At 69.5% G+C, this 23,962-nt stretch carries 24 protein-coding genes and 1 tRNA gene; 9 read left to right on the forward strand and 16 right to left on the reverse strand.

Features of this window, described 5'->3' with window-relative positions; all coding sequences use genetic code 11:
* Window positions 1–46 precede the first annotated feature (46 nt).
* The 5 genes from MRB58_RS17495 to MRB58_RS17515 all read right to left on the reverse strand — a co-directional run bounded on the left by MRB58_RS17495 (window position 47) and on the right by MRB58_RS17515 (window position 4,845).
* On the reverse strand, window positions 47–1,255 hold the full coding sequence (locus tag MRB58_RS17495; RefSeq protein WP_244778384.1) for an ABC transporter substrate-binding protein: 1,209 nt from the start codon (window positions 1,253–1,255) through the stop codon (window positions 47–49).
* 14 nt (window positions 1,256–1,269) lie between these two features.
* Entirely contained in the window at window positions 1,270–2,313 is a 1,044-nt protein-coding gene (locus MRB58_RS17500) for a branched-chain amino acid ABC transporter permease (RefSeq protein WP_244778385.1), read from the reverse strand.
* A 4-nt stretch (window positions 2,314–2,317) separates the two neighbouring features.
* Window positions 2,318–3,229: a branched-chain amino acid ABC transporter permease gene (locus MRB58_RS17505; RefSeq protein WP_244778386.1), complete on the reverse strand. Its 912-nt coding sequence runs from the start codon at window positions 3,227–3,229 to the stop codon at window positions 2,318–2,320.
* A gap of 117 nt (window positions 3,230–3,346) precedes the next feature.
* Window positions 3,347–4,057, reverse strand: a complete 711-nt coding sequence (locus MRB58_RS17510; RefSeq protein ID WP_244778387.1) for an ABC transporter ATP-binding protein — start codon at window positions 4,055–4,057, stop codon at window positions 3,347–3,349.
* Window positions 4,054–4,845, reverse strand: coding sequence for an ABC transporter ATP-binding protein (locus MRB58_RS17515; RefSeq protein WP_244778388.1), 792 nt, complete (start codon window positions 4,843–4,845; stop codon window positions 4,054–4,056). The genes MRB58_RS17510 and MRB58_RS17515 overlap by 4 nt, the downstream gene beginning before the upstream one ends.
* A 244-nt stretch (window positions 4,846–5,089) precedes the next feature.
* Between MRB58_RS17515 and MRB58_RS17520 the strand changes: the two genes are divergently transcribed.
* Window positions 5,090–6,637 (forward strand): acyl-CoA synthetase, encoded by a 1,548-nt coding sequence (locus MRB58_RS17520; RefSeq protein WP_244778389.1) that lies wholly within the window; start codon window positions 5,090–5,092, stop codon window positions 6,635–6,637.
* Window positions 6,638–6,861: 224 nt separating this feature from the next.
* Window positions 6,862–7,659 (forward strand): hypothetical protein, encoded by a 798-nt coding sequence (locus MRB58_RS17525; protein ID WP_244778390.1) that lies wholly within the window; start codon window positions 6,862–6,864, stop codon window positions 7,657–7,659.
* Between the two features lie 101 nt (window positions 7,660–7,760).
* On the opposite strand, the gene MRB58_RS17530 is transcribed toward MRB58_RS17525, so the two are convergent.
* The 3 genes from MRB58_RS17530 to mnmA form a co-directional block, all read right to left on the reverse strand.
* Window positions 7,761–7,837, reverse strand: a tRNA-Met gene (locus MRB58_RS17530).
* 83 nt (window positions 7,838–7,920) lie between these two features.
* Window positions 7,921–8,568 carry a class I SAM-dependent methyltransferase gene (locus MRB58_RS17535; protein WP_244778391.1) on the reverse strand — a complete coding sequence of 216 codons (648 nt, stop codon included), beginning with the start codon at window positions 8,566–8,568 and terminating at the stop codon, window positions 7,921–7,923.
* Window positions 8,569–8,583: 15 nt separating this feature from the next.
* The gene (gene mnmA, locus MRB58_RS17540; protein ID WP_244782032.1) at window positions 8,584–9,747 is read right to left on the reverse strand and encodes a tRNA 2-thiouridine(34) synthase MnmA; all 1,164 of its coding nucleotides are present in this window, start codon (window positions 9,745–9,747) and stop codon (window positions 8,584–8,586) included.
* Window positions 9,748–9,884: 137 nt separating this feature from the next.
* Between mnmA and MRB58_RS17545 the strand changes: the two genes are divergently transcribed.
* Entirely contained in the window at window positions 9,885–10,160 is a 276-nt protein-coding gene (locus MRB58_RS17545; protein ID WP_244778392.1) for a DUF1153 domain-containing protein, read from the forward strand.
* 101 nt (window positions 10,161–10,261) lie between these two features.
* Here the strand turns inward: MRB58_RS17545 and MRB58_RS17550 are convergent, their stop codons facing one another.
* Entirely contained in the window at window positions 10,262–11,137 is an 876-nt protein-coding gene (locus MRB58_RS17550) for a metallophosphoesterase (protein ID WP_244778393.1), read from the reverse strand.
* 261 nt (window positions 11,138–11,398) lie between these two features.
* Here MRB58_RS17550 and MRB58_RS17555 point away from each other — a divergent pair, with 261 nt between their 5' ends.
* Window positions 11,399–11,797 carry an NUDIX domain-containing protein gene (locus tag MRB58_RS17555; protein ID WP_256461739.1) on the forward strand — a complete coding sequence of 133 codons (399 nt, stop codon included), beginning with the start codon at window positions 11,399–11,401 and terminating at the stop codon, window positions 11,795–11,797.
* Here MRB58_RS17555 and MRB58_RS17560 read toward each other — a convergent pair whose 3' ends face one another.
* Genes MRB58_RS17560 through MRB58_RS17570 form a run of 3 tightly spaced genes read right to left on the reverse strand, consistent with a single transcriptional unit; the run spans window position 11,798 to window position 14,797 of the window.
* Entirely contained in the window at window positions 11,798–13,069 is a 1,272-nt protein-coding gene (locus tag MRB58_RS17560; RefSeq protein WP_244778395.1) for an HlyC/CorC family transporter, read from the reverse strand. It abuts the gene before it with no gap.
* A gap of 25 nt (window positions 13,070–13,094) precedes the next feature.
* The gene (gene aroB, locus MRB58_RS17565; protein WP_244778396.1) at window positions 13,095–14,219 is read right to left on the reverse strand and encodes a 3-dehydroquinate synthase; all 1,125 of its coding nucleotides are present in this window, start codon (window positions 14,217–14,219) and stop codon (window positions 13,095–13,097) included.
* Window positions 14,216–14,797, reverse strand: a complete 582-nt coding sequence (locus MRB58_RS17570; RefSeq protein WP_244778397.1) for a shikimate kinase — start codon at window positions 14,795–14,797, stop codon at window positions 14,216–14,218. Before MRB58_RS17570 ends, aroB begins: the two co-directional genes overlap by 4 nt.
* 286 nt (window positions 14,798–15,083) lie before the next feature.
* Between MRB58_RS17570 and MRB58_RS17575 the strand changes: the two genes are divergently transcribed.
* The 3 genes from MRB58_RS17575 to MRB58_RS17585 all read left to right on the forward strand — a co-directional run bounded on the left by MRB58_RS17575 (window position 15,084) and on the right by MRB58_RS17585 (window position 18,487).
* On the forward strand, window positions 15,084–15,956 hold the full coding sequence (locus tag MRB58_RS17575; protein ID WP_244782033.1) for a tyrosine recombinase: 873 nt from the start codon (window positions 15,084–15,086) through the stop codon (window positions 15,954–15,956).
* Window positions 15,957–16,024: 68 nt separating this feature from the next.
* Complete coding sequence (locus MRB58_RS17580) at window positions 16,025–16,981, forward strand: acetyl-CoA carboxylase carboxyltransferase subunit alpha (protein WP_244778398.1); 957 nt, start codon at window positions 16,025–16,027, stop codon at window positions 16,979–16,981.
* 285 nt (window positions 16,982–17,266) lie between these two features.
* Window positions 17,267–18,487 (forward strand): murein L,D-transpeptidase family protein, encoded by a 1,221-nt coding sequence (locus MRB58_RS17585; protein ID WP_244778399.1) that lies wholly within the window; start codon window positions 17,267–17,269, stop codon window positions 18,485–18,487.
* A 92-nt stretch (window positions 18,488–18,579) separates the two neighbouring features.
* Here the strand turns inward: MRB58_RS17585 and MRB58_RS17590 are convergent, their stop codons facing one another.
* Window positions 18,580–19,221 (reverse strand): VOC family protein, encoded by a 642-nt coding sequence (locus MRB58_RS17590; RefSeq protein WP_244778400.1) that lies wholly within the window; start codon window positions 19,219–19,221, stop codon window positions 18,580–18,582.
* A 170-nt stretch (window positions 19,222–19,391) separates the two neighbouring features.
* Between MRB58_RS17590 and MRB58_RS17595 the strand changes: the two genes are divergently transcribed.
* The gene (locus MRB58_RS17595) at window positions 19,392–20,126 is read left to right on the forward strand and encodes an IclR family transcriptional regulator (RefSeq protein ID WP_244778401.1); all 735 of its coding nucleotides are present in this window, start codon (window positions 19,392–19,394) and stop codon (window positions 20,124–20,126) included.
* A 1-nt stretch (window position 20,127) separates the two neighbouring features.
* Here MRB58_RS17595 and MRB58_RS17600 read toward each other — a convergent pair whose 3' ends face one another.
* A complete protein-coding gene (locus MRB58_RS17600; protein ID WP_244778402.1) occupies window positions 20,128–20,970 on the reverse strand; it encodes a universal stress protein in 843 nt (280 codons plus the stop codon).
* A gap of 140 nt (window positions 20,971–21,110) precedes the next feature.
* Between MRB58_RS17600 and MRB58_RS17605 the strand changes: the two genes are divergently transcribed.
* Window positions 21,111–22,109: an NADPH:quinone oxidoreductase family protein gene (locus tag MRB58_RS17605; protein ID WP_244778403.1), complete on the forward strand. Its 999-nt coding sequence runs from the start codon at window positions 21,111–21,113 to the stop codon at window positions 22,107–22,109.
* A gap of 15 nt (window positions 22,110–22,124) precedes the next feature.
* On the opposite strand, the gene MRB58_RS17610 is transcribed toward MRB58_RS17605, so the two are convergent.
* Entirely contained in the window at window positions 22,125–22,916 is a 792-nt protein-coding gene (locus MRB58_RS17610; RefSeq protein ID WP_244778404.1) for an ABC transporter permease, read from the reverse strand.
* A gap of 1 nt (window position 22,917) precedes the next feature.
* On the reverse strand, window positions 22,918–23,829 hold the full coding sequence (locus MRB58_RS17615) for an ABC transporter permease (RefSeq protein WP_244782034.1): 912 nt from the start codon (window positions 23,827–23,829) through the stop codon (window positions 22,918–22,920).
* Window positions 23,830–23,962 lie beyond the last annotated feature (133 nt).

Below are 23,962 nucleotides of genomic sequence, written 5' to 3' on the forward strand. Positions count from 1 at the left end.
CGTGGTCCGCAGCGCCGCAAAGTCCGCGACGCCGCGCTGCGCCGTGTCAGGATCCCTGCGCGGCACCCGAGATGACGTCGCCGAAGGCCACCCACGAGTTGCCGTCGAACCGGGTCAGCCACATGCTCTGGATCGGGTAGAAGTCGGTCGGGCTGGTCTTGATCGTCACCCCGGGGCGCAGCGTTCCCAGCGGGAAGTCGAGGTTCGCCGCCGCCTGCATGATCGCCTCGCGCGACAGGTCGTCCCCCAGTTGCTTGAAGAGGTGCTCCAGGGTCAGCCCGTGTCCGTAGCCGAAGACGGTGAACGACGAGGCCCGGTCCGCGTCCGGATAATATTGGTCGAGGAAGGCGTGCATCGCCTGCATCGTCTCGTCGTCCTGCATCGCCGGGTCCGTCGGGTCCTTGGCGTAGGATGCCGAAACGATGTCCCTGGAGTTTTCCAGGCCCGCCGGTTGCAGCACCGCGCCGACCGACTGCGAGACGTTGTTGAGGAGGTGCAGCGGCGTCCACCCCAGTTCCGCGACCTTGCGGATTGCCTGTGCGGCGAACTTCGGTGTGGTGATGTTGAGGAAGACGTCCGCGCCGGCCGACTTCAGCTTGATGATCTGGCTGTCGATCGTCGGCTCGCTCACCTCGTAGGGTTCCTCGGCGACGATCATCGACGCCTTCTCGCCCAACGCGTCCTTGAAGCCGTTGACGTAGTCTTTCCCGTAATCGTCGTTCTGGTAGAGGATGCCGACCTTGCCCTCCGGCCGCTCCTCGAGCACGTACCGGCCATAGATGCGCCCCTCGGACACGTAGTCCGGCTGCCAGCCCATGGTCCACGGGTGCGTCTGCGGCTGGCCCCACTTGGAGGCGCCGGAGGAGACGAAGAGCAGCGGGATCTCCATCGCGTTGGTATAGTCGTTGACGGCCGAGACCGTGGGGGTGCCGAGGCTGGAGGAGAGGATGTGCACCTCGTCCGATTCCACCAAACGCTGGGTCTGCTCGAAGGTCTTGGGCGGGCTGTAGCCGTCGTCGTACGAGATCCACTCGAACTTGACGCCGTTGACGCCCCCGTCCGCATTCAGCTTTTCGAGGTAGTGGCCGATCGTCATGCCGATCTGGCCGTAGGCCGAGGCCGGGCCGGAATAGGGCATGGTGTTGCCGATCTTGATCGTGCGCGCCTGGGCGATCGCCGGCAGGGGCAGGACGCTGGAGGCGGCGAGCGCGGCACCGCCCTTCAGAACGCCGCGACGGGTCGGTCTCAGGATCATGACAGTCTCCCTCTTCACTGCCCTCTGGCGGGGCCTTTGCGGATGACGCGCCGCGCCGCGATGGGGATCGAGCGGACCAGCCCGCCGATGCCCTGCGGCGCGAGATAGATGATGAGAATGAGGATCACCCCGTAGACCGCGCCGGCGAGCCCCTTGGTGGCGACCTCCTCGGCGAGGTTGGGCGCGTAGACCACGAACAGTCCGCCGAAGATCGCCCCCGGCAGCCAGCCGACGCCGCCCACCACCATGCCGACGAAGAGGCCCACGGAGAGCGTGAAGGTGAAGCTGTCCGGCGCCACGAAGGGGAGGTAGATGGCGGTGAGGCCGCCCGCGAGGCCGGCGATCATCGCCGAGATGCCGAAGCACGTCGCCTTGTACTTGGAGACGTCGATCCCCATCGAGCGGGCGGCGATCGGGTTGTCGCGGATCGCCATGAAGGCGCGGCCGGTGCGGCTGGCGACGAGGTTGTGCGTCCCCCAATAGACCAACGCGCACACCGCGAGTACGAAGAAGTACATGTACTGGTTGGCGCTCAGCGGGAGGCCGAAGGGGACCTTCGGTTTCTGCGCGTAATATTGCAGGCCCTGGACGCCGCCGGTCCACGCCTCCAGGGGAGAGAGCTTGAGGATCTGCGGCGTCGCCACCGCCAGCGCGAAGGTCGCCAGGGCGAGGTAGACGTTCTCCAGCCGCAGGGCCGGCAGGCCGAAGGCGACGCCGATCGTGAAGGTCACCAGCGCGGCGACCGGCAGCGTCAGTGGGTAGGGCACGCCGCCGTGCACCATCAGGATCGCGGTGGTGTAGGCGCCGATGGCGAAGAAGGCGCCGTGGCCGAGCGAGAACTGCCCGTTGATGCCGGTGAGGAGGTTCAGCCCCAGGATCGCCAGCGCGTAGATCAACACCTTCGTCAGCGTCGATACGCCGAAGTTGGAGATCAGGAACGGCAGCGCGACGAGGACGGCGAGGACGACCAGCGTTCCGGCGAGGGCGGCGCGGTCGCGCCGCGGCGTGCGGCGCGCCGCGGCGTCCGACGGGGCGAGGCGGTGGGTGGACTGGTCCATCGCGCTACACCCGCTGCACGATGCGCTGGCCGAAGAGGCCCGTCGGCCGCACCACCAGCACCACCACGATGAGCGCCAGCGCGATCGGCAGCTTCAGCTCCGAGCCGACGACCGGGATGTAGGTGCCGGCGAGATTCTCCACGATGCCCACCAGAAAGCCGCCCAGCACCGCTCCGCCCGGGCTCGTCATGCCGCCCAGCACCGCCCCGGCGAAGCCGTAGAGCAGGATCGAGAGCATCATGTTGGGCTCGAGGAAGACCTTGTGCGCGATCAGCATCCCCGCGATCGCGCCGACGCCCGAGGCCATGCCCCAGCCCAACGCCGTCATCAGTCCGACGCGGATCCCCACCAGCCGTGCCGACACCGGGTTGGCCGCCGAGGCGCGCATCGCCAGTCCCGCCCGCGTGAACTGGAAGAAGAGCGCCAGCGCCAGGAGGACGAGCAAGGTCACCGCCACCATCCCCGCGTCGTGCTTGGAGATGAGGCCGCCCTGCGTCAGCGGGCCGGAGCCGAACGGGGTCGGGAAGGGCTTGATGGTGTGTTGCCAGATCTCGCCCGCCAGCGAATTGAAGATGAGGAAGAGCGCCACGAACACCGCCACGTGGGAGAGCACCGGCGCGTTGCGGATCGGCGCGAACACGGTGCGCTCCAGCACGAACCCGCCGGCGATGGAGATCGCCACGGTGAGCACGAAGGCGAGGACGTAGAGCGGGAGACTGACGAGCGTGCCCCCCGATTCGGCGCCGAACCACTGCATGAGCTGCCAGGCGATGTAGGTGGAGAACATCGCCATCTCCCCCTGGCCGAAGTTCAGGTGGTGGATCGCCTGGTAGATCATCACCACCGCCAGCGCGACACAGGCGTAGATCGCACCCGTCGCGATGCCGGCGAGGACTTGGGCGACGAAGAGGTCCATCAAGGCTCCCGGTCTTTGTGGGGGCGGGGGGCGCGGCGCGGCTGGCACACCCGCGTGTGGCGGGGACGGCGCGCCGGCCGGCGCCTGCGGCGGCGCGGCGGGATCGCGCGCGGCGGGTCAGAAGCCGAGGTAGGCACGGCGGATCCCCTCGTCCTCGCGGATGGTTGCCGCCGGGCCGGACATCACCACCCGGCCGGTCTCGAAGAGGTAGGCGTCGTCGGCAATGTTGAGCGCGAGGTTGGCGTTCTGCTCGACCACCAGCATGGAGACGTTCTCCTCGCGCTTGATGGCGGCGAGGATGGCGAACAGCTCCTGCGTGATGAGCGGCGCGAGGCCGAAGGACGGCTCGTCCAGCAGCATCAGCCGCGGGCGCAGCATCAGCGCGCGGGCGATCGCCAGCATCTGCTGCTCGCCGCCCGAGAGCGAGCCGGCCTGTTGCGTCCGCCGTTCCTCGAGGCGCGGGAAATAGCCGTACATGCGCTGCACGTCGGCGGCGATGCCGGCGCGCGCCCGCGTCATCGCGCCGAGGTGCAGGTTCTCCTCGACGCTGAGGGTGGTGAAGGTGCCGCGCCCCTCCGGCACGTGGGCGATGGACAGCCGCACCACGTCCTCGGTCGCCTTGCGCATGATGGGCTTGCCGTCGAACAGGATGTCGCCACGGGTCTTCACCATGCGGCAGATGGCGCGCAGCGTGGTCGTCTTGCCGGCGCCGTTGGCCCCCAGCAGGGCCGTGACGCCGCCTTCCCGGACCTCGAAATCGATGCCGTGCAGCGCCTTCACCGGACCGTAGGCGGCCTCCAGCCCGGTGACCGAGAGCAGCGCGCTCACGCGGCGTGCCCCAGGTAGGCCTCGATGACGGCCGGGTCCTGCTGCACCCGCTCGGGCGTCCCCTCGGCGATCTTGCGGCCGAAGTTGAGCACCACCACCGTGTCGGAGACCGACATGACGAGCGCCATGTGGTGCTCCACGAGGAGGACGGTGACCGCGAGGTCGTCGCGAATTTGGCGGATCAGGCCGGCGAGTTCCTCCACCTCGTCGTGGTTGAGGCCGGCGGCCGGCTCGTCCAGCAGCAGCAGCGTCGGCCGTGCCGCGAGAGCCCGCGCCAGCTCCACCCGCTTCTGCACGCCGAAGGGAAGGCCGGAGATGGGAAGGTCCGCCACCGCGCCCAGCGAGAGATAGTCGACGATGTCGTGCGCGGCGCGAAAGGTGGCGGCCTCGTTGCTCCGGCAGCGCGGCAGGCGCAGCGCATCGCTCCACGGGTCCGACACGCTGCGCGCGTGGGCGCCGATGCGGATATTGTCGAACACCGAGAGCTTGGAGAAGGCGGCGACGTTCTGAAACGTGCGCCCCATGCCGAGGCGTGCGATGCGGTGCGCCGGCTGGGCGAGGATGTCGACCCCCTCGAAGGTGATGGCCCCGGCGCGGGGCGTGTAGAGACGGCTGAGGCAGTTGAAGAGGGTGGTCTTGCCCGCACCGTTGGGGCCGATGAGGCCGAGCACCTCGCCACGCCCGAGATCGAAGCCGATGCCGTCCAGCGCGACCACGCCGCCGAAGCGCACCGTCACGCCCTCGACGCGCAGGATCGGGTCGCCACGTGCGGGCGCTCGGTCCCCCATAACCCCAGTTCCTCCCGAGGAACGCTGCCGGCTGTTGTCAGCCGTTGTCCGTTGCCGCCCCGGCGGATTTGGCGGCTGCTTATGGATGCATAACCACACGCTGCGGGTGCGCTGTCAATATGCGAAACGGCGGTTCGCATTGAAATTTCAATGCGCAGTTAATTCGCCGTCGCGCGGATTGGCGCGGGGCGCAGCGTGAGTTAATTTCGCGATTAAATCGCTACGCCCTCGGGGAGGAGGCGCCGTGAAGCATCCCTCGTTTCATGCGCAGGTGACGCCGGACAAGGTCGCCTACCAGATGGCGACCTCGGGAGAGGCGCTGACCTACGCGGCACTGGACCGCCGTTCCAATCAGGGCGCCCGGCTGCTGCGCCGGCTCGGCGTCGCGCCCGGCGAGAACATCGCCATCTTGATGGAGAACCGCCTCGAGTTCTTCGAGGTGCTGTGGGCGGCGCATCGCGCGGGCATCGTCTACACCGCGGTCAGCCGTCACCTCGGCGTGGAGGAGGCGGCCTACATCATCGGCGATTGCGGGGCCAAGGTGCTCGTCGTCTCGGAGGGGTACGCGGCGCTGGTGGATGCGATCCGCCCCCGGCTTCGCGGCGAGGTGGCGGTGGTGATCGTCGGCGGGCGCGACCCGGCAGGCGGCGCCACCTGGCGCGAGCGGTGCGAGGCCGAACCGGAGACGCCCGTCGCCGACGAGTGCTGTGGTGCCGATCTCCTGTATTCGTCCGGCACCACCGGCCGCCCGAAGGGCATCGTGGCGGAGGTTAACCCCGGTCCGATCGACACCGTGAACCCGCTGCTCACGCTGCTGTGCGAGACGCTGGGCGGTATGACGCCGCGCTCGCTCTACCTCTCGCCGGCGCCGCTCTATCACGCCGCCCCGCTGCGGTTCACCAGAACCGCGGCCAACCTCGGCGCCACCACCATCGTCATGGAAAAGTTCGATGCGCAGACCTTCCTGCGCCTCGTCGCGCGCCACCGCGTCACGCACACCCAGCTCGTGCCGACGATGTTCGTGCGCCTCCTGAAGCTTCCCGAGGCGGTGCGCGCGGCGGCCGACGTCGCGACGCTGGAGTGCGCGATCCACGCCGCGGCGCCCTGCCCGGTGGAGGTGAAGCAGCGGATGATCGACTGGTGGGGGCCGATCATCCTGGAATACTACGCCGGCACCGAGGGCAACGGCGTGACCGTGGTCGACAGCGCGGCCTGGCTGGCGCACCCCGGCACCGTCGGCCGCAGCCTCATCGGCGACATCGTCATCGCCGACGCGGACGGGCGGCAGCTGCCGCCGGGGGAGGTCGGCCGCGTCTACTTCGATTCCGGGCGCGACTTCGTCTACCGCGGCGACGCGCAGAAGACCGCCGCCGCCTTCCTGCGCCCCGGCTGCGGCACCCTGGGCGACATCGGCTCCGTCGACTCCGACGGCTACCTCTTCCTGACCGACCGGGCCGACTACATGATCATCTCCGGCGGCGTGAACATCTATCCGCAGGAGACCGAGGACGTGCTCATCTGCCATCCGTGGGTGGTGGATGCGGCGGTCTTCGGCGTGCCCAGCGAAGATCTCGGCGAGGAGGTGAAGGCGGTCGTCCAGTTGCAGGACGGCGCGGCGGCGGGGCCCGAGACGGAGGCGGCGCTGATCGCCTACGTGCGCAGCCGCATCTCCCCCATCAAGGCTCCGCGCACGGTCGACTTCCGCGACGAGCTGCCCCGCACGCCCACCGGCAAGCTGATGAAGCGCCTCTTGAAGGACGAGTACAAGACCCGCGCGGCCGCGACCGCCTGACCGTCACGGCACGGCCTGGCGAAGCATCGTAACGGCCGCAGGCGCCACGCATTCGCCACAACCGACGGGTGCTGCCGTTGGGTGACACCGAAGACGAAACCGCAATAGACCGGGATCACGACCGGGGAATTATCTTGCGCGCTTCAGAGCAGCGTGGACTGATGCCGGAGGTCGGTCGACAAGTACATCCGCCGACGACCGTCTGCGCGAGGATTAGTTTCGCTATGTCGCCGTTTCGCTGGATCTCGTCCGTCCTCCTCGTCACCGTCGCGCTGGCCCTGCCGGGCCCAGCGGCGCGCGCCGCGGACCTCGGCCCGGCCCCCGCGCCGATCTCGCCGGAGGACTTCCAAAAGCGGTGGGAAGTGAAGGGCGGGGCCTATCTCTGGGCTGCCGGCCTCGACGGCAACATGGGTGTGCGCGGCCTCGGCCCATTCGACACTCACCTCAGCTTCTTCGACATCCTAGAGGACCTGGAGTTCACCGTGATGGCCGCCGGCGAGGCGCGCTACGACCGCTTCGGCCTCTTCGCCGACTTCATCTACATGAACCTCACTCAGGCCGAGACCGATCTCGCCGGCTTCATCGACGCCAACGCCGGCATCAACATGGTCGCCGCGACGGCGATGGGCGAGTTTCGCGTGGTCGAGCAGGGAGGCTCCTCGATCGACGTGATGGCGGGCGCGCGGTTGTGGCGCGTGGGCGGCAGCGTGCGGCTGGTCGGACCCGGCGGCGGCTCCGTGCGCGAGGCCGACAACGAGGTGTGGGTCGACCCGATGATCGGCGTCAAAGGCCGTTGGAAGAGCGCGACGCCGTTCTACGCCACCGGCTGGGGCATGATCGGCGGTTTCGGCATCGCCTCGGACATCGACTGGGACGTGATGGGCGCCATCGGCTACGAGTTCAACGAGCATGTCTCGTTGCTGGCCGGCTACCGTGCCGCCGGCGTCGACTACTCGAACGGCGGTTTCTCGATCGATTCCATCATCCACGGCCCGCTGGTCAGCGGCATCCTGCGGTTCTGACCGCAGCGCCGGGGTACGGCGCGGCGGCGGTCCAGACGCCGGAGACGCGAGCGTGCGGCCGATGGGCGAGAGGCGCGTGAGCAGGAGGCGCGCCGGGAAATTGGTAGCGGAGGAGGGACTTGAACCCCCGACACGCGGATTATGATTCCGCTGCTCTAACCAACTGAGCTACTCCGCCCGGGCTCGGGCTAAATGTGACGGCGGGGCGCGAAAGTCAAGCGGGCAATCTCGCCGATCCACGCCGTGCATATCCGCGCCGGACTACGCCGTGCGGCGGAACATCAGCAGCGTGATGAGGCCGAGCGGGGGCAGCTCCTCGCGCGCCTCCAGCGTGAGACCGGGAACGTCGAGAACGCCGTCGATCGGCATCGAGGGGTTCCACCCCAGGCGCTTGGAGAAGGGCGTGAGCACGCGGTCGGTCACCTGCCAGGGGCCGCGCTTGGCCTCGAAGTGGCTGGCGATCATCACGATGCCGCCCGGCCGCACCACACGCGCGAACTCCGCCATAACCTTGGCGGCGTCCGGAACGGCGGTGATCGTGAACATGCACACCACGCCGTCGAACGAGGCGTCGGCGAAGGCGAGGTTCATGAGGTCCATCTCCAGGATGGCCTCGACGTTCCTCAGTCCCGGCTTGCCGTCCGTGCCCACGACGCGCTCGCGTGCGATCTTCAGCATGTCGTGCGAAAGGTCGACCCCGACGAGATCGACATTGTCGCCATAGAGGGGGAGAGCCGAGCCCGAGCCGACACCCGCCTCCAAAAAGCGCCCGCCGATGGCGTTGACGCGTTTGGCGGCGATCTTGCGGGCCGGAACGGTGGGCGTGGCGATGAACTCGTAGATCGGCGCCCAGCGGGCATAGGCCGATCTGACGTCGCTGCCTTCGACGGTGCGGTTCGGTGAAGTCATCAGGTCCGTTCGGAGTTACGCGTGGGCCAGCGCCGGGGTCGATCCCGCCGTGGTGCGTTGGATGAAGCCGCCGCCCAGGATCTCGGCCCGGGCAGCGTCGGAGGCGTAGAGCACGCACGCCTGCCCCGGCGCAACGCCCTCCTCGCCCTCGGCCAGCTCCACCTCGAGCCCACCCTCGATACGGCGCACGAGCCCGGGGCGGGGGGGACGCGTGGAGCGGACACGCGCGAAGATCGCCACCTCGTCGGTCTCCGACAGGGGGTCGCCGAGCCAGTTGGTGTCCCGCAGCAGGATCCGGTGCGTCTTCAGCGCCTCGCGCGGTCCAACGATCAGCTCGTTGGTCTCGGGCTCGATCCGCACCACGAAGAGCGGCTCGCCGAGCGCGATGTTCAGGCCGCGCCGCTGACCGACCGTGTACCCGATCACGCCATGGTGGCGGCCGAGCACGCGCCCGTCGACGTGGCGGATGACGCCGTCCTGGGTGGCGTCCGGGCGCATCGCGGCGACGATCTTGGAGTAGCGCCCATCGGGCACGAAGCAGATGTCCTGGCTGTCCGGCTTGTCGGCGACGACGAGGCTCATCTCGGCCGCGATCTCGCGCACGCGGTCCTTCGGCAGGTCGCCGAGGGGGAAGCGCACATAGTCGAGCTGATCGGCGGTGGTGGCGAACAGGAAGTAGCTCTGGTCGCGCTGCGCGTCGTGCGGGCGGAAGAGGCGCCGCCGGCCGCGCTCGAATCGGCTGGCCACATAATGGCCGGTCGCCAGCGCCGAGGCGCCCAACGTGCGGGCCGCGGCCAGAAGGTCGGTGAATTTTACGGTCTGGTTGCAGGCGATGCACGGCACCGGCGTCTCGCCCCGCGCATAGGCGTCCGCAAAGGCTGCGATCACCCCTTCCTGGAAGCGACTCTCGTAGTCGAGCACATAGTGCGCGATGCCCAGCCGCTCGGCGACGACGCGGGCGTCATGAATGTCAGACCCCGCACAACAAGCGCCTTTTTTCGCCGTCGCGGCGCCATGATCGTAAAGCTGGAGCGTCATGCCGACCACGTTGAAACCCTCGTGCGCCAGCAGCCCGGCGACGACGGAGGAATCCACGCCACCCGACATCGCGACGACCACGCGGTGGTCCTCGGCACGGCCGGGCAGGCCTAGAGAGTTGGTCGGTTCCGACGAATGCATCACGTCCGTTAGCTAATAACAAACCGCTCGCACGGCAACGTACCTCGGGAGAGGAAGCCCCCGCGGCACATTAGCTTCGCGTTAATCTGAGTCGCGGCTTATCGTGAGAACAGAAGTTGGGCGTATGTCGAGGCGTCATGTCTGAGTATCCACAGCCGCGTTATCGTTATGTCATCGGGCCCGACGGGACCCCGCTTACCCTAGCCGATCTACCACCCAAGAATACCAAACGTTGGGTCATCCGTCGCAAGGCGGAAGTGGTGGCCGCGGTGCGGGGTGGCCTCCTGTCGATGGACGAGGCGTGCGATCGCTATACGCTGACGGTCGAGGAGTTCCTGTCGTGGAACGCGTTGATCGACCGGCACGGCCTCGCCGGCCTGCGCGCCACCAAGGTTCAGCAGTACCGCGCCTGAAGGCGTGCTCGGCGGAGCGCCGGGGCTCCCGCCGCCGCACCTGCGCACCCGCCCGGTGCGCGGGACGGGACGCCCCGGCGTCCATCGCTCAAGGCCGCCCGTCATACCAGCGCCCGGCCTGCGATCTCCACCGTCTCGATCGTGCGCACCGTCTCGCTGCCCGCAGGGCAGCCGCGGCGGGTGAGGTGCACGGTGCGGGCGTCGGTGTCGATGTCGATCATCGCCCAGGCGCCCGGCGGGTGGGCCGTGCCGTCCGAGGAGGCGGACGGCACGCCGATCACCGCCGCCTGTCCGCGCGGCGTTTCCAGGTAGGTCAGCGACGGCTTGTGGGTGTGGCCGTGCAGCACGAGGTCGGCGCAGCCAGCTGACAGCACCTCACGCACGGCGTCCACGTCGGTCAGGCCGCGCCGCCCGGACGCGAGGGCGGCGTCGGGCGGGTGGTGGATCATCACCACCTTGTAGGCGTCGTCGTGCCGGTCGAGCAGGGCGGCGAGGGCCCGGCGCTGCGCGGCGCCGACGCGGCCGGAGGCGATCAGCGGCGGCGTCGCGACCGCGGTCGACACGCCCACCAGCGCCACCGCGCCCAGCCGCCGCGCATAGGGAAACTGGCCGCCGGGGATATAGGGCCCGTAGGCCTGGATGGCGCGGCAGGCGGCGCCCGGCACATAAGCATCGTGGTTGCCGAGGATGACGCTGACGCGCTGCGCCGGCCCCAGCCGCTCCAGCCACGCGCGGGCGAGCGAGACCTCCGCGTCGGTGGAGATGTTCACCAGATCGCCGGTGACGCAATAGTGGTTGGGATTGTAGGCGCGCATGTCGGCGATCAGGCGGTCGAGCCCGGTCTGACCGAGGGCGGCGCGGCGATTGCGCACCCAGTTGGCGTAGCCGAAGGCGCGTTTCGACATCAGCTCCCCCAGGGCCGGCTTGGGGAAGGGGCCGAGGTGCAGGTCGGACAGATGGGCTAGACGCAGTCGCATACGAGACCTTCAACGCGCTTGCCGCGCCAGATCAACGCCGGCGGCGGCGGTATCCAGATTGTGGTCGACCCGGGCGCCGGTCGACCTGGGTTTCCGCTCGACCCGGCGAAAGCGGGGGTGCAGTCGCTCAATATCAGCCATACAAAACAATCAACGCGCCGAGTGCGGCGTGCGTTCGCAGGAAGGAGGGCCGATTTGGGGCTATCACGCGCTCTACGTTGGCGGATCACCGCTCTGATCAACCCGCCGGTCAGTCTCGGCGTGCGACTCATCGTGCGAGATCGGGCGGACAGGGTCCTTCTTGTTCGTCATACTTATACGGCCGGCTGGCACCTTCCCGGCGGCGGGGTCGACGTCGGCGAGACGGCCCAGGAGGCGGCGGTGCGCGAGTGTCGCGAGGAGACCGGCTACCAGGTCGACGCCCCGCTACGCCTCGTCGGCGTCCAGTTCAACCGCACCTACTCCAATCGCGACCACGTCGTCACCTTCGCCGCGGAGGTCGACGACGACCTGTCCACCGCTCCCTTGAAGGTCCAGGCGCTGGAGATCGCCGAGGCGATCGCCGCGCCGCTGGCCGACCTGCCGCAGGCCACCACGGCGCCGACGCGCCGCCGCCTCGCCGAAGCCTACGACGGCGCGCCGTCCACCGTCGACTGGTGACTACTCGGCGTCCTGCTGGTTCAGCTTCAAGAGCGTGATGCGGTTGCGCTCGCGCTCGGCCACCTCGAAGCGCACGCCGTGGAAGGTGAACGCCTGGCCGACGTCCGGGATCATCTGCGCCTCGTGGATGACGAGGCCGGCGGCGGTCGTCGCCTCGTCGTCCGGCAGCTCCCAGTCGAGCGCGCGATTGAGGTCGCGGATCGACACCGAGCCGTCGACCAGCACCGTCCCGTCCGGCTCCACGCGCAGGCCCTCGACCTCGTTGTCGTACTCGTCCTCGATCTCGCCGACGATCTCCTCGATGATGTCCTCGAGGGTCACGAGGCCCATCACCTCGCCATACTCGTCGACCACCAGCGCGAAGTGGGCCTTGCGCTTCAGGAAGGCGTTGAGCTGGTCGTGCAGCATGGTCGATTCGGGCACGAACCACGGCGGCTTGGCGATCGCCCGCACGTTCAGCCGCTCCATGTCCCCGCCCAGCGACTGCACCGCGCGCAGAAGGTCCTTGGCGTGGAGGATGCCGACGATGTTGTCGGTCTCGCCCTCGAACAGCGGCAGGCGGGTGTGGGGCGAGCCGGCGGCCTCGGCGACGAGTTCGGCCGGGGGGAGGGCGGCGTCCAGCATGCGCATGCGCGTGCGGTGGACCATGACGTCCGACACGTCGAGCTCGGCGAGGTCGAGGATCGCGCCCAGGCGGTCGCGATCGGACTTGTGGAGGCCGCCTTCGGCGTGCTGCAGGTCCACCGCGCCGCGGATCTCCTCGCGCGCGGAGTTCACCGTCGCCGCGTCCGCATGCACGCCGAACATGCGTAGGATCAGCGCCACGATGTGATTGACAAGGCTGGTGACCGGCGCGAACAGGATCACGATCACCCGCACCACCGGCGCCACCGCCAGCGCGAAGCCCTCCGGCCGCAGGATCGCCAGGGTCTTGGGCAGCACCTCGGAGAAGACGAGCACCAGCGTCGTCATGATGATGGTCGCGTAGACGATCGCGGTATCGCCGAAGATGCGCAGGAGCGCCTGCGTGGCGAGCGCCGAGGAGAGGATGTTGACGAGGTTGTTGCCGACCAGCAGCGCCCCGATCAGCCGCTCGCGCATCTCCATGAGCTTGGCGGCGGTGCCGGCCCGACGCGAGCCCTGCTTCTCATATTGCAACAGCCGCGCGCGCGAGGCGGCCGTCAGCGCCGTCTCCGAGCCGGAGAAGAACGCCGACATCGCGAGCAGCACCGCAATCGCGCCCACGGTCAGCCAGAGGTTCCAGTCGATCACCGCTAGGCCCGATCAATTGCCGCGGTCATGGCGTGGGAAGACCCTCGTGGTGGAGGAAGGTGCGCAGTGCCTCGGGCGGCACACCTTCGGAAACGAACGCATCGCCGATCCGGTTCAGCAAAATGAAGCGCACGACGCCGTCCTTCACCTTCTTGTCCTGTCCCATGGCGGCGATCAGCGACGGCGCGTCGAGCGCAACCGGCAGCTGATCGAACGTCGTGGGCAGGCCCACCGCGGCGAGGTGCCGCTCGACCCGGACCGTGTCCTGACCCGGACACAGACCCAGAGTCTGCGAGAAGCGGAAGGCGAGAGCAAGCCCGAGTCCGACAGCCTCGCCATGCACCACGCGACCATCATAGCCCGCGCACCGCTCCACCGCGTGGGCGAAGGTGTGGCCGAGATTGAGGAGCGCGCGGCGGCCGGCCTCGCGCTCGTCGGCCACCACCACCTCGGCCTTGGCGGCGACCGCGGTGGCGACCGCCTCCTGCAGCCCGTCGCCGAAGACGCGGGGGCCGAGCGCCTCCAGCCGGTCGAAGAAAGCGGCGTCGCCGAGGAGGCCGATCTTGACGATTTCGGCATAGCCGGCCTTGCGGTGGCGCTCGGAGAGGGTGGCGAGGACGCCGAGGTCGGACAACACCAGCGCCGGCTGGTGGAAGGCGCCGACGAGGTTCTTGCCGTGGCGCGTGTTGATCCCGGTCTTGCCGCCGACGGAGGAATCCACCTGCGCGAGCAGCGTCGTCGGCACCTGCACGAAGGGCATGCCGCGCCGCGCGACCGCCGCGGCGAAGCCGGCGAGGTCGCCGATCACGCCGCCGCCCAGCGCGATCACGAGGTCGCCCCGCTCCAGCCCCGCGTCGAGGATGGCGTCGACCGTCTCCATCAGCCGCGCGGGCGACTTGGTGGCCTCCCCTTCGGGCAGGACGATGGCGGTGGAGCCGATGCCGGCGGTGTCCAGCGAGGCGGTGAGAGCGGGCAGATGCAGCGCGGCGACGACCTCGTCCGTCACCACCAGCGCGCGGCGGCGGCCGAGCCGTTCGGCGATGATCGGGCCGGCGTTCGCGACGAGTCCCTCGCCGATGAGGACGTCGTAGGCGCGGTCGCCGAGCGGGACATGGACGGTCTGCGGCCGGAGGCGGTCGAGGGTCGTCATGCCGGGTCGACGGCCTCCGGTTGGCCGACGCCGCGGGTGCGCGCCTTCAATTCTCGGATGATCGCCTGGACGACGCGGTCGTGCGGGCCGGCGGAGGAGGTGACCCTGATCTGCGCCTCGGCGAAGACCGGGTCGCGCACGGCCCTGAGGTCCACCAGCTTCTGGCGCGGGTCGACGTTGTGGAACAGCGGCCGGTTGGTCCGGCGCACGATGCGCGACAGCAGTACGTCGGTCGACGCGTCGAGCCAGATGGCGATGCCGTGGCCGGCGATCGCCTCGCGCGTGTCGGATCGCATGAAGGCGCCGCCGCCGGTGGCGATGACGTGCGGGCCGCCGCGCACCAGCCGCGCGATCACCCGCGCCTCACCGTCGCGAAAGGCAGGTTCGCCGTGCATCTTGAAGATCTCGTCGATCGTCATGCCGGCGGCTTTTTCGATCTCGGTGTCGGCGTCGACGAACGGGACGCCGAGCTTGGTCGCCAGACGCTTGCCGACGCTCGACTTGCCTGCGCCGGGCAAGCCGACCAGGACCGGGTTGCGCCCCAGCGCGGTCACCAGCCCAGGGCGATCCTGGCTCAACCTTGTCTCCCTGTTCGTCACGCCACGACACCGTCCCTCAGCGGACCCGAAATCCGTGGCGAGGGCAAGCCCCTATCGGCCATCCCGCGGAAAGGCGGCCTAGCTGCATGATGCCCGACCACCCGTCAAGCTATGGTCGCCGATTCTCGCCACGTCGATACAATTCGATGCGCGCCGGCGACGGTCGGTCAACGGGCCGCGGCGACAATCGGCCTTTGCCGTGAGGCGCATCGGTGCACCGCGAGGCCGCACCGGGCCGACGACCGGGGAGGGTACGGGCGTGCACATGATCGACGCGTTCCTGGAGATGATGGCGGTGGAAAAGGCCGCCTCGCCACACACGCTGGACGCCTACCGGCGCGACCTTGCCGCCTTCGCGGCCCACTGCGCGGGCGGGGGCACCACGCCCGACCGCGCCGGCACCGGCGACGTCACCGGCTTCCTGCGCGCCATGGCCGGCGAGGGCGCGGCGGTCGCCACGCAGAACCGCCGCCTCTCCGCGGTGCGGCGATACCTGCGCTTCCTCTACGCCGAGGGGGTGCGCGACGACGACCCCGGCGCCCAGGTGGACAGCCCCAAGAAGACCCGCCCCCTCCCCAAGATCCTCACGGTGGAGGAGGTCGACCGCCTCCTGACCGCGGCGGAGGCGGCGGCCGTCCGCGGCGAGCCGGGCGCCGTGCGCCGCGCGGCGCTGGTGGAGCTTCTCTATGCCGGGGGCCTGCGCGTCACCGAGCTCGTCGGCCTGCCGGACGCCGCCCCGCGCGCGGACAGCGACATGATGATGATCCGCGGCAAGGGAGAGAAGGAGCGCGTCGTGCCGTTGTCGCGGCACGCCAAGCGCGCGGTGACGCGGTGGCGGGCGGTGCGCGGCCCGTCGCGGCACATGTTCCCGGCGGCTTCGCGGACCGGCTACCTGACGCGCCAGGCCTTCGCGCGGGAGCTGAAGGCGCTGGCGGGAGCGGCCGGCCTGCGGGCGGACCGCGTCTCGCCGCACGTCCTGCGCCACGCATTCGCAACCCATCTCGTGGCGCGCGGCGCGGATCTTCGCATCGTGCAGGCGCTTTTAGGCCACCAAGATATTGCCACGACCGAAATTTATACCCACGTCGGCAACGATCACCTCGCCGCCGTCGTCTCCGACTGTCACCCTCTCGGCTGACACGGCTTGACAGGGGGCGCGTCCGACTTAAACGGTCCCGCCCCAACGCCAACCAGTATTGCGGACGAATGCGCACATTCCTCGACTTCGAAAAGCCCGTCGCCGACGTGTTCGGCAAAATCGAGGAGCTGCGCTCGCTGGGCGACACGTCGGCCGTCGACGCGCGCGACGAGATCGGCAAGCTGAAGGACAAGGCCGAGCGGGCGCTGGCCGAGATCTATTCCAAGCTGACACCCTGGCAGAAGACCGAGGTCGCGCGTCACCCGGACCGGCCGCACACCTCGCATTATATCGCCCGCCTGCTGGAGGACTTCACCCCGCTCGCCGGTGACCGTTCGTTCGCCGAGGACTCGGCCATCATCGCCGGCGTCGGCCGCCTCGACGGGCATTCCGTGGCCGTCCTGGGGCATGAGCGCGGGGTCGATACCGAGAGCCGGATCAAGCACAATTTCGGCATGGCGCGGCCGGAGGGCTACCGCAAGGCCAAGCGCATCATGCAGATGGCCGAGCGCTTCCGCATGCCCGTCGTCACCCTGATCGACACCGCCGGCGCCTATCCCGGCATCGGTGCCGAGGAGCGTGGCCAGGCCGAGGCGATCGCCCGGTCCACCGAGCAGGCGCTGACGCTGACCGTTCCGTCCGTCGCGGTGGTGATCGGCGAGGGGGGCTCCGGTGGCGCGCTGGCGCTGGCGGCCTCCAACAAGGTGATGATGCTGGAGCACGCCATCTACTCGGTGATCTCGCCGGAGGGGGCGGCGTCGATCCTGTGGCGCGACGCGGCGCGGGCGCAGGACGCCGCGTCGTCGATGAAGATCACGGCGCAGGACCTCCTGCGTCTCGGCGTGATCGACGACGTCATCGAGGAGCCGATCGGCGGCGCGCATCGCGACCGGGCTGCGGCGATCGACCGCGTCGGCGAGCGAATCTCCGCCGCCCTGCGCGAGCTGCGGCAGGAGGACGGGGCGACGCTGAAGTCCATGCGCGCCCAGCGTTTCCTGGATATCGGCCGTTCTCTCGAAGTTTGACCTGGACCGTTGCTCCAGAGTGACGGTTCCGCCGATTCGCATGCGCAAGCTGGGAACAAGCCGGCGCGCCCATTTGATAAGCGCGTCGCCGCGGGGTAGAGGCAATGTTCGGCGGCGCGTGACTGTCGCCAGTGATCGCGGGATCCACGCATGATGCATGACCCCATTCGCCCCATGCCTCGTTCGGAGCGCCGTTGCGAGCCTCGCTCGAATCGCCGTCGGACGCGCGCCGGTCTGGCCGTCGCATCGGCTCTGCTGGGGGCGGTTCTCCTGACCGGCTGCCAGGTGTCCGACCTCGGGACCGCCAAGCATCTCGCCCCGGTCCCGTCCGGACTGGAGCGCAAGATGGCGCGCCTGAACATGGACAAACGCTCGCCCATCATGCTGCGCATCTACAAGGAGGACGACGTCCTCGAGGTGTGGAAGCGCGACAAGTCGGGCAAGTACAAGCTGCTGGAAAATTACGAGATTTGCGCTTGGTCCGGAAAGCTGGGGCCGAAGCTCAAGGAGGGCGACCGGCAGGCGCCCGAGGGCTTCTACACCGTCGGCCGCGGCCAGATGAATCCGAACTCCTCCTATTACCTGTCGTTCGACCTCGGCTTCCCCAACGCCTTCGACCGTAGCCTCGGCCGCACCGGCTCGCACCTGATGGTGCATGGCGACTGCTCCTCGCGCGGCTGCTACGCGATGGAGGACCAGGCGGTCGGCGAGATCTACGCGCTGGCGCGTGAGGCGTTCATGGGCGGGCAGCAGGCCTTCCAGGTCCAGGCCTTCCCCTTCCGGATGACGCCGGAGAACATGGCCAAGCACGCCGACAGCGAAAACCTCGCCTTCTGGGAGAACCTGAAGGAGGGGGCCGATCACTTCGAGGTGACCGGCGTGGCGCCGAAAGTCGACGTGTGCGGCAAGCGCTACGTCTTCAACGCGTCGACGAGTGGCCGGTTCACCGCCGCGGCGGCCTGTCCCGATTATCAGGTCGACCCGTCGGTCGAGCAGCTCGTCGCCAAGAAGCGCACGGACGACCTCGAGAAGCGGGCGACCATCGTCGCGCGCGCCAAGATCCGCGACGATCGCGAGAAGGCGTGGGAAGATCGCGAGGAGGCGATCGCCGGCTTCTTCTCGCGCGCCCGCGCCGACAGCGACGAGACCAAGACCGGCGCCGGCGATGCGCCGAGCACCGAGGCCGCCGCGACCGCGACCGCGACCGCGACCGCGACCGGCGCCGGCGGTGCCGTGCCGGTCCCGCGCCAGGCGCCCGGCGGACAGCGGCCGGCGAACGCCTCGCCGGCGCCCGCCGCACCCGCGCCCGCGGTCGCATCCGTCGCCGGCACCACGACGCCCGAGACCGAGAGCCGCGACGCGCAGGCCCCCGTCGCCTCCACCGCGGGGGCGGAGGCGACCGCGCCGCTCGGCTATGCCGCCGAGGACGACGACGCCGGCTTCTTCTCCTCCGTCGCCAAGAGCAGCCGCGGCCTGTTCCGCTCCGCCGGCAAGCTCTTCAACTAACGCCGGACCCGGCACCGGCACCGACGCGAGCACCTACACGCACGCACGCGCGCGCCGCAGCCACGGCTCGCGCGCCGTGAAGCGCCGCCGGTTCAATCCAGCGTGACGGTGCGTCCGTCCGGTGTCTGGAACGTCAGCGCGATCGCCGGCGCGGCCGCGGGCTCGACCTGCGCGAGGTCTGCGATTTCGACCGACGCCAGGAAGGCTCGCACGGCGTCCGGGTCGGGCGTGCGCAGCGTGATCGCGGCGAGCTTCAGCCCCGCGTCCTGCATCGCCTCCGCCGGGTGCGGCTCGGCATCCCACTGGATGAACGAGGGCACCAGCCCGCCCAGCGCGGCGATCCCGGATTCGGCGACGGTGAGTGTCCACGTCAGCGACCCGCGGCTCAGCCGGCGCGGGGTGCCGATGTCGGCGCTGGCGAGGGCGGCGACGCGCTCCAGGTCGTCCGTGCGCACCACCCACGAGACCGGCGCGGGGCCGGCGGCGAGGCGCGCCTGCGTCGCCGCCTCGTCGAGCGCGAACCAGCGCGGATGGGCGGGGGCGGGCGCGGCCGGGTCGATGGCGATCAGCTCCAGGAATTCGCCCGGGCCGGTGCGGGTGAGGCGGTTGTGCGTGCCCATGTCCGGATGCTTGCCGCCGGGCGCGATGTCGACCCCCAGGTGCTCGCGCAGGGCGGCGGCGCCGGTCTCCAGCGTGGTCGCGCCGATGGCGACATGATCGATGACGTTGTGCATGGGACCCCTCCGCCGGCAGCGGCGGGCGCTTGGGGGCCGCCGTGTCGCATTCGTGCCGTCGATTTTTGATATATCGAACAGCGGTTCCAAATATTGGCACGCTGTGTTAGGGATCTCAAGTCGGCGCGAGAGGTGGTTCACCCACTATGACAGAGCGGTTGGACAGCACCTTGTCCAAGGGTCTGCTTATCCTGGAGGCGCTGGCCGCATCGCCCAAACCCCTCGGCATCACCGAGCTTGCGACCCTCCTCGCGATGAACAAGTCCAACGTTCACCGCCTGGTCAGCACGCTGCGCAAGATGGACTACGTGGTGCAGGATCCGGACCGCACCTACCGCGCCAGCCTCAAGCTCTGGCGCCTGGGGCATGCGTTGATGAGCCACCAGCGCATCGCCGAGCTCTGCGCTCCGGCGATGCACGGCCTGCTGGCGGCGACCGGGGAGACGGTGCACCTCTCGGTGCTCGACGGGGCGCGCGTCATCCAGATCGACAAGGTGGACGGGGGTCAGGCGCTGCGCACCTACACCGAGCAGGGCGAATCGGCCGAACTTCACCGCACCGCCTCCGGCAAGGTGCTGCTGGCCTACAACTATGACCGGTTGCGCCCCGTGGCGGTCCAGGCGCTCACCGTCCACACCGCCCGCACCATCGCCGACGCGGCCTCGCTCGATGCGGAGGTGGCGCAGATCCTCCGGCTCGGCTACGCGCGGCACCTGGGCGAATACCTGCCCGACGTCGCCGCCGTCGCGGCGCCGGTGGCGGACGCCCGCGGGGCGGTGATCGCCGCGATCACCGTATCCGGACCGGCCCAGCGGCTGACGCGCCAGCGCATCAAGGATCTCGCCCCGGTGGTGGTCGCGGCGGGGCGGGCGGCGTCCGAGGCGCTCGGCGCGCCGGCCGTCTGAGCTAGCGGACCACCAGCACCGGCACTTTGCACGACAGCATCATCTGCGACGTCGTCGACCCGACGAGGAGGTTGCGCACGCGGCTATGCCCGTACGCGCCCATCACCAAGAGGTCGATGCAGTGATCCTCGACATAGTCGGCGATGGCCTTCTCCGGCTCGCCGTCGACATGGTCGAACACCACCTTGCCGCTCCAGTTCAGTGCGTCCTCCGCCTGCTCCAGACGTTTCTCCGCCTCCGCCTTGTTGCCGGACACGGTGAGGATGTGGAGCTGCAGGTGGTCGTAGAGGGGGCTGCGCGAGATCAACTCGAGCGCCTTGGTGGCGCTGCGCCCGCCGTCGTAGGCGACGAGGAAGCGCTTGATCGGCGCGAAGCTGCGGTTTGCGACCATCACGTTGACACGCGACGCACGCACGACACGCTCGATATTCGAACCCAGGTGGCTCTTGGCGAAGTCCGCCGCCGCGCCGCGCTTGCCGACCACCAGGCAGCGCGCGTCCACCTCCAGCTCGTGCAGCGCGTCGAGGAGGTCGCCGTGGCGCAGGCGGCGGTGGACTTCGGGCGCGCCGGCGCCCGTCGCTATGCCGGCCGCCTCGGCGAGGATCGCCTCGCCCATCGCCTCCATCAGCTCGGAACGCTTGCCGTCCACCTCACGGAGCTTCTCCAGAAGCTCGCCGCGGTCCGACTCCTCGAGCAGGTCGCGCGGCGCCTGCTCGCGCCGGCCGATGACGTGGACCAGCTCGACGGGTACGTCGTAGCGCTTGGCGATCCACGCCGAGTGCTCGCACACGCTCGTCGAGTAGATGGATCCGTCGACCAGCGCGACGACTTTGCCGACCGCCATATCGGTCCTCCCCCTGCCGGCGCCAGAGTGCCGCGCCGTGCTTGCCCCGGGCTGCACCGGGCGGCGAACCGCGCGGGGGCGGTGCACAAGCGGGGGTCGATCGGATTAAGGTGCCGCTGAAACAAGAGGGAGGGACATCCGTGAAAGCATTGATCTCGCGCGTGCCGGGGCCGCCAGAAACGCTGGAATATGCGGAGATGCCGGACCCCGTGCCCCAGGCCGGCGAGGTGCTCATCCGCACCGAGGCCTGCGCGCTCAACTTTCCGGACGTCCTGGTGATCGAGGACAAGTACCAGTACCGGCCGGAGCGTCCCTTCGCGCCGGGCGGCGAGGTCTCCGGCGTGATCGAGGCCGTGGGCGAGGGAGTGGAGACGTTCAAACCCGGCGACCGGGTGATCGCCGACACCCGCTTCGGCGGCATGGCGACCCTCGCGACGGCGGACGCGAACGATACCTTCCCGCTGCCGCAGGGCGTCTCGGCGACGGAGGGCGCGGCGCTTCTCTTCACCTACGGCACCACCATCTACGCGCTGCTCGACCGGGGCGAGCTGAAGGCGGGCGACACGCTGCTGGTGCTGGGGGCTGCCGGCGGCATCGGCATGTCGGCGGTGGAGATCGGCAAGGCGGTCGGCGCGCGGGTGATCGGCGCCGTCTCCAGCCAGGAGAAGGCCGACGCGATCATGGCGGCGGGCGCCGACGGGGCGGTCATCTACCCCCGCGGCCCGCTCGACAAGGCGGCGTCCAAGGCGCTGGCGGCGGAGTTCAAGGCGGCCGTGGGCGAGGACGGCGCCAACGTGATCTACGACCCGGTCGGCGGCGACTATGCCGAGCCGGCGCTGCGTTCCATCGCCTGGGAGGGGCGCTACCTCGTCACCGGTTTCACAGCCGGCATCCCGCGCCTGCCGCTGAATCTGACGCTGCTGAAGAGCTGCGACGTGCGCGGGGTGTTCTGGGGTGCCTTCGCGCGGCGCTTCCCGGACAAGAACCGCGCCTACGTCGCCCAGCTCTTCGACTGGTGGGCCGAGGGCAAGGTGCGCCCGCGCGTCAGCCGGACCTGGCCGCTCAGCGAGGGGGCGGAGGCGATCAAGCACCTCGCCTCGCGCCAGGCGATCGGCAAGGTGGTCGTCACCACGCGGTGAGCGGACGGCCGGTCCTCACGGGGCCGGCTGCATCGCCCGGCGACGCATCACGAAGGTCGTCGCCATCACCCCCACCGCCACGCAGCCGATGAGGATGGTGCAGGCGGCGTTGATGTCCGGCGAGACGCCGAGGCGCACCGAGGAGAAGATGCGCATCGGCAATGTGGTCGACCCCGGACCGGAGGTGAAGCTGGCGATCACCAGGTCGTCCAGCGACAGGGTGAAGGCGAGGAGCCAGCCCGCGGCGACGGCCGGCGCGATGGCGGGGAGGGTGACGAGCAGAAACGCCTGCCACGGCGGCGCGCCGAGGTCCTGCGCCGCCTCTTCCATGCTGGTGTCGAACGCGGCGAGGCGGGACTGGACGACCACCGCCACGAAGCACAGCGCGAACGTGGTGTGGGCGACGGTGATCGTCCAGAAACCGCGGTCGATCCCCAGCGCCACGAACAGAAGCAGCATAGAGAGGCCGGTGATCACCTCGGGCATCACCAGCGGCGCATAGGTCATCGCGGTGAAGAGCGAGCGGCCGGGCAGGCGTTGCGCCCGGATTAGCGCCACCGCCGCCAGCGTGCCGAGCACCGTGGCGATGGTCGCGGTGGCGAGACCGACGAGGATCGACACGCGCGCCGCGTCGAGGAGCTGCGCGTTCTGAAACAGCGCCACGTACCACTTGGTGGAGAAGCCGCCCCACACGGTGACGAGCTTCGATTCGTTGAAGCTGAAGATCACCAGCAGCACGATCGGCAGGTAGAGGAACGCCAAGCCTAGCGTCAGCGAGACGGCGTTGAAGCGGGTGAATCGGGACATGTCAGCCGGTCGTCCTCGCCTGGGCGCGCTGGAAGATGGTGATCGGCACCACCAGCACCAGCACCAGCAAGACCGCCACCGCCGAGGCGAGCGGCCAGTCGCGGTTGTAGAAGAACTCGTCCCACAGCGTCTGTCCGATCATCAGCGTATCCGATCCGCCGAGGAGGTTGGGAATCACGAACTCGCCCACCGCCGGGATGAAGACCAGCAGGCACCCCGCCATGATGCCCGGCACCGCGAGCCGCACCGTCACCTGCCAAAAGGCGAGCCAGGGTGGGCTGCCGAGGTCGGACGCCGCCTCCAGCAACGCCGGGTCTTGCCGTTCCAGCGACGCGTAGAGCGGCAGGATCATGAACGGCAGGTAGGCGTAGACGATGCCGATATAGACCGCGAGGTCGGTGTTCATGATCGTCAGCGGCTCGCCGATGACGCCGGTGGAGAGGAGGAAGTGGTTGAGGAGCCCGTCGCGCTTGAGGATGCCGATCCACGCATAGACGCGGATCAGAAACGAGGTCCAGAACGGCAGGATGACCAGCGCCAGCAGCAGCGGCCGCCAGCGCCGCGGCGCCCGCGACATGGCGTAGGCCATCGGAAAGCCGATGACGAGGGTGACGGCGGTGGAAACCGCCGCGATCCGCACCGAGGAGAGGTAAGCGCGCCAGTAGAGCGAATCCTCGGCGAGGAAGGCGTAGTTGTAGGTGGTGAACTCCTGCACCTTGGCCCACAACCCGGGGATCCCGTCCGCCAGGTCGAACGCGGGGGCATAAGGCGGCTGGGCGATCACCGCCTCCGAGAACGAGATCCGCAGCACGATCAGGAACGGCGCCAAGAAGAAGGCGAGGAGCCACACGTAGGGCGGCAGCGCCACGGCGAGGCTGCGCAGCCGCCACAGCGCGCGTGTGCGCCACGGCACCGGCGGCCCGTCGCGGCTGTGGTCGACTGCGCTCAAGACGCTCTCCCAGGTGCGAGCCGAGTGGGGCCGGGTCGGCCAGGTAGGTCGGCTGGGGGCATGGTGCGGTCAGGCGCTGGAATGGCGGACGGTCGGG

Source organism: Acuticoccus sp. I52.16.1, from assembly GCF_022865125.1.
Lineage (GTDB): Bacteria > Pseudomonadota > Alphaproteobacteria > Rhizobiales > Amorphaceae > Acuticoccus.

What these genes read in the sequence shown, in the direction of transcription:
- MRB58_RS17500 (WP_244778385.1), bottom strand. Translation starts at nt 2,313, where the DNA reads ATGGACCAGTCCACCCACCGCCTCGCCCCGTCGGACGCCGCGGCGCGC.
- MRB58_RS17610 (WP_244778404.1), bottom strand. Translation starts at nt 22,916, where the DNA reads ATGTCCCGATTCACCCGCTTCAACGCCGTCTCGCTGACGCTAGGCTTG.
- MRB58_RS17550 (WP_244778393.1), bottom strand. Translation starts at nt 11,137, where the DNA reads ATGCGACTGCGTCTAGCCCATCTGTCCGACCTGCACCTCGGCCCCTTC.
- MRB58_RS17515 (WP_244778388.1), bottom strand. Translation starts at nt 4,845, where the DNA reads ATGGGGGACCGAGCGCCCGCACGTGGCGACCCGATCCTGCGCGTCGAG.
- aroB (WP_244778396.1), bottom strand. Translation starts at nt 14,219, where the DNA reads ATGACGACCCTCGACCGCCTCCGGCCGCAGACCGTCCATGTCCCGCTC.
- MRB58_RS17575 (WP_244782033.1), top strand. Translation starts at nt 15,084, where the DNA reads ATGATCGACGCGTTCCTGGAGATGATGGCGGTGGAAAAGGCCGCCTCG.
- MRB58_RS17525 (WP_244778390.1), top strand. Translation starts at nt 6,862, where the DNA reads ATGTCGCCGTTTCGCTGGATCTCGTCCGTCCTCCTCGTCACCGTCGCG.
- MRB58_RS17545 (WP_244778392.1), top strand. Translation starts at nt 9,885, where the DNA reads ATGTCTGAGTATCCACAGCCGCGTTATCGTTATGTCATCGGGCCCGAC.
- MRB58_RS17505 (WP_244778386.1), bottom strand. Translation starts at nt 3,229, where the DNA reads ATGGACCTCTTCGTCGCCCAAGTCCTCGCCGGCATCGCGACGGGTGCG.
- MRB58_RS17590 (WP_244778400.1), bottom strand. Translation starts at nt 19,221, where the DNA reads ATGCACAACGTCATCGATCATGTCGCCATCGGCGCGACCACGCTGGAG.
- MRB58_RS17495 (WP_244778384.1), bottom strand. Translation starts at nt 1,255, where the DNA reads ATGATCCTGAGACCGACCCGTCGCGGCGTTCTGAAGGGCGGTGCCGCG.
- MRB58_RS17535 (WP_244778391.1), bottom strand. Translation starts at nt 8,568, where the DNA reads ATGACTTCACCGAACCGCACCGTCGAAGGCAGCGACGTCAGATCGGCC.
- MRB58_RS17600 (WP_244778402.1), bottom strand. Translation starts at nt 20,970, where the DNA reads ATGGCGGTCGGCAAAGTCGTCGCGCTGGTCGACGGATCCATCTACTCG.
- MRB58_RS17580 (WP_244778398.1), top strand. Translation starts at nt 16,025, where the DNA reads ATGCGCACATTCCTCGACTTCGAAAAGCCCGTCGCCGACGTGTTCGGC.
- mnmA (WP_244782032.1), bottom strand. Translation starts at nt 9,747, where the DNA reads ATGCATTCGTCGGAACCGACCAACTCTCTAGGCCTGCCCGGCCGTGCC.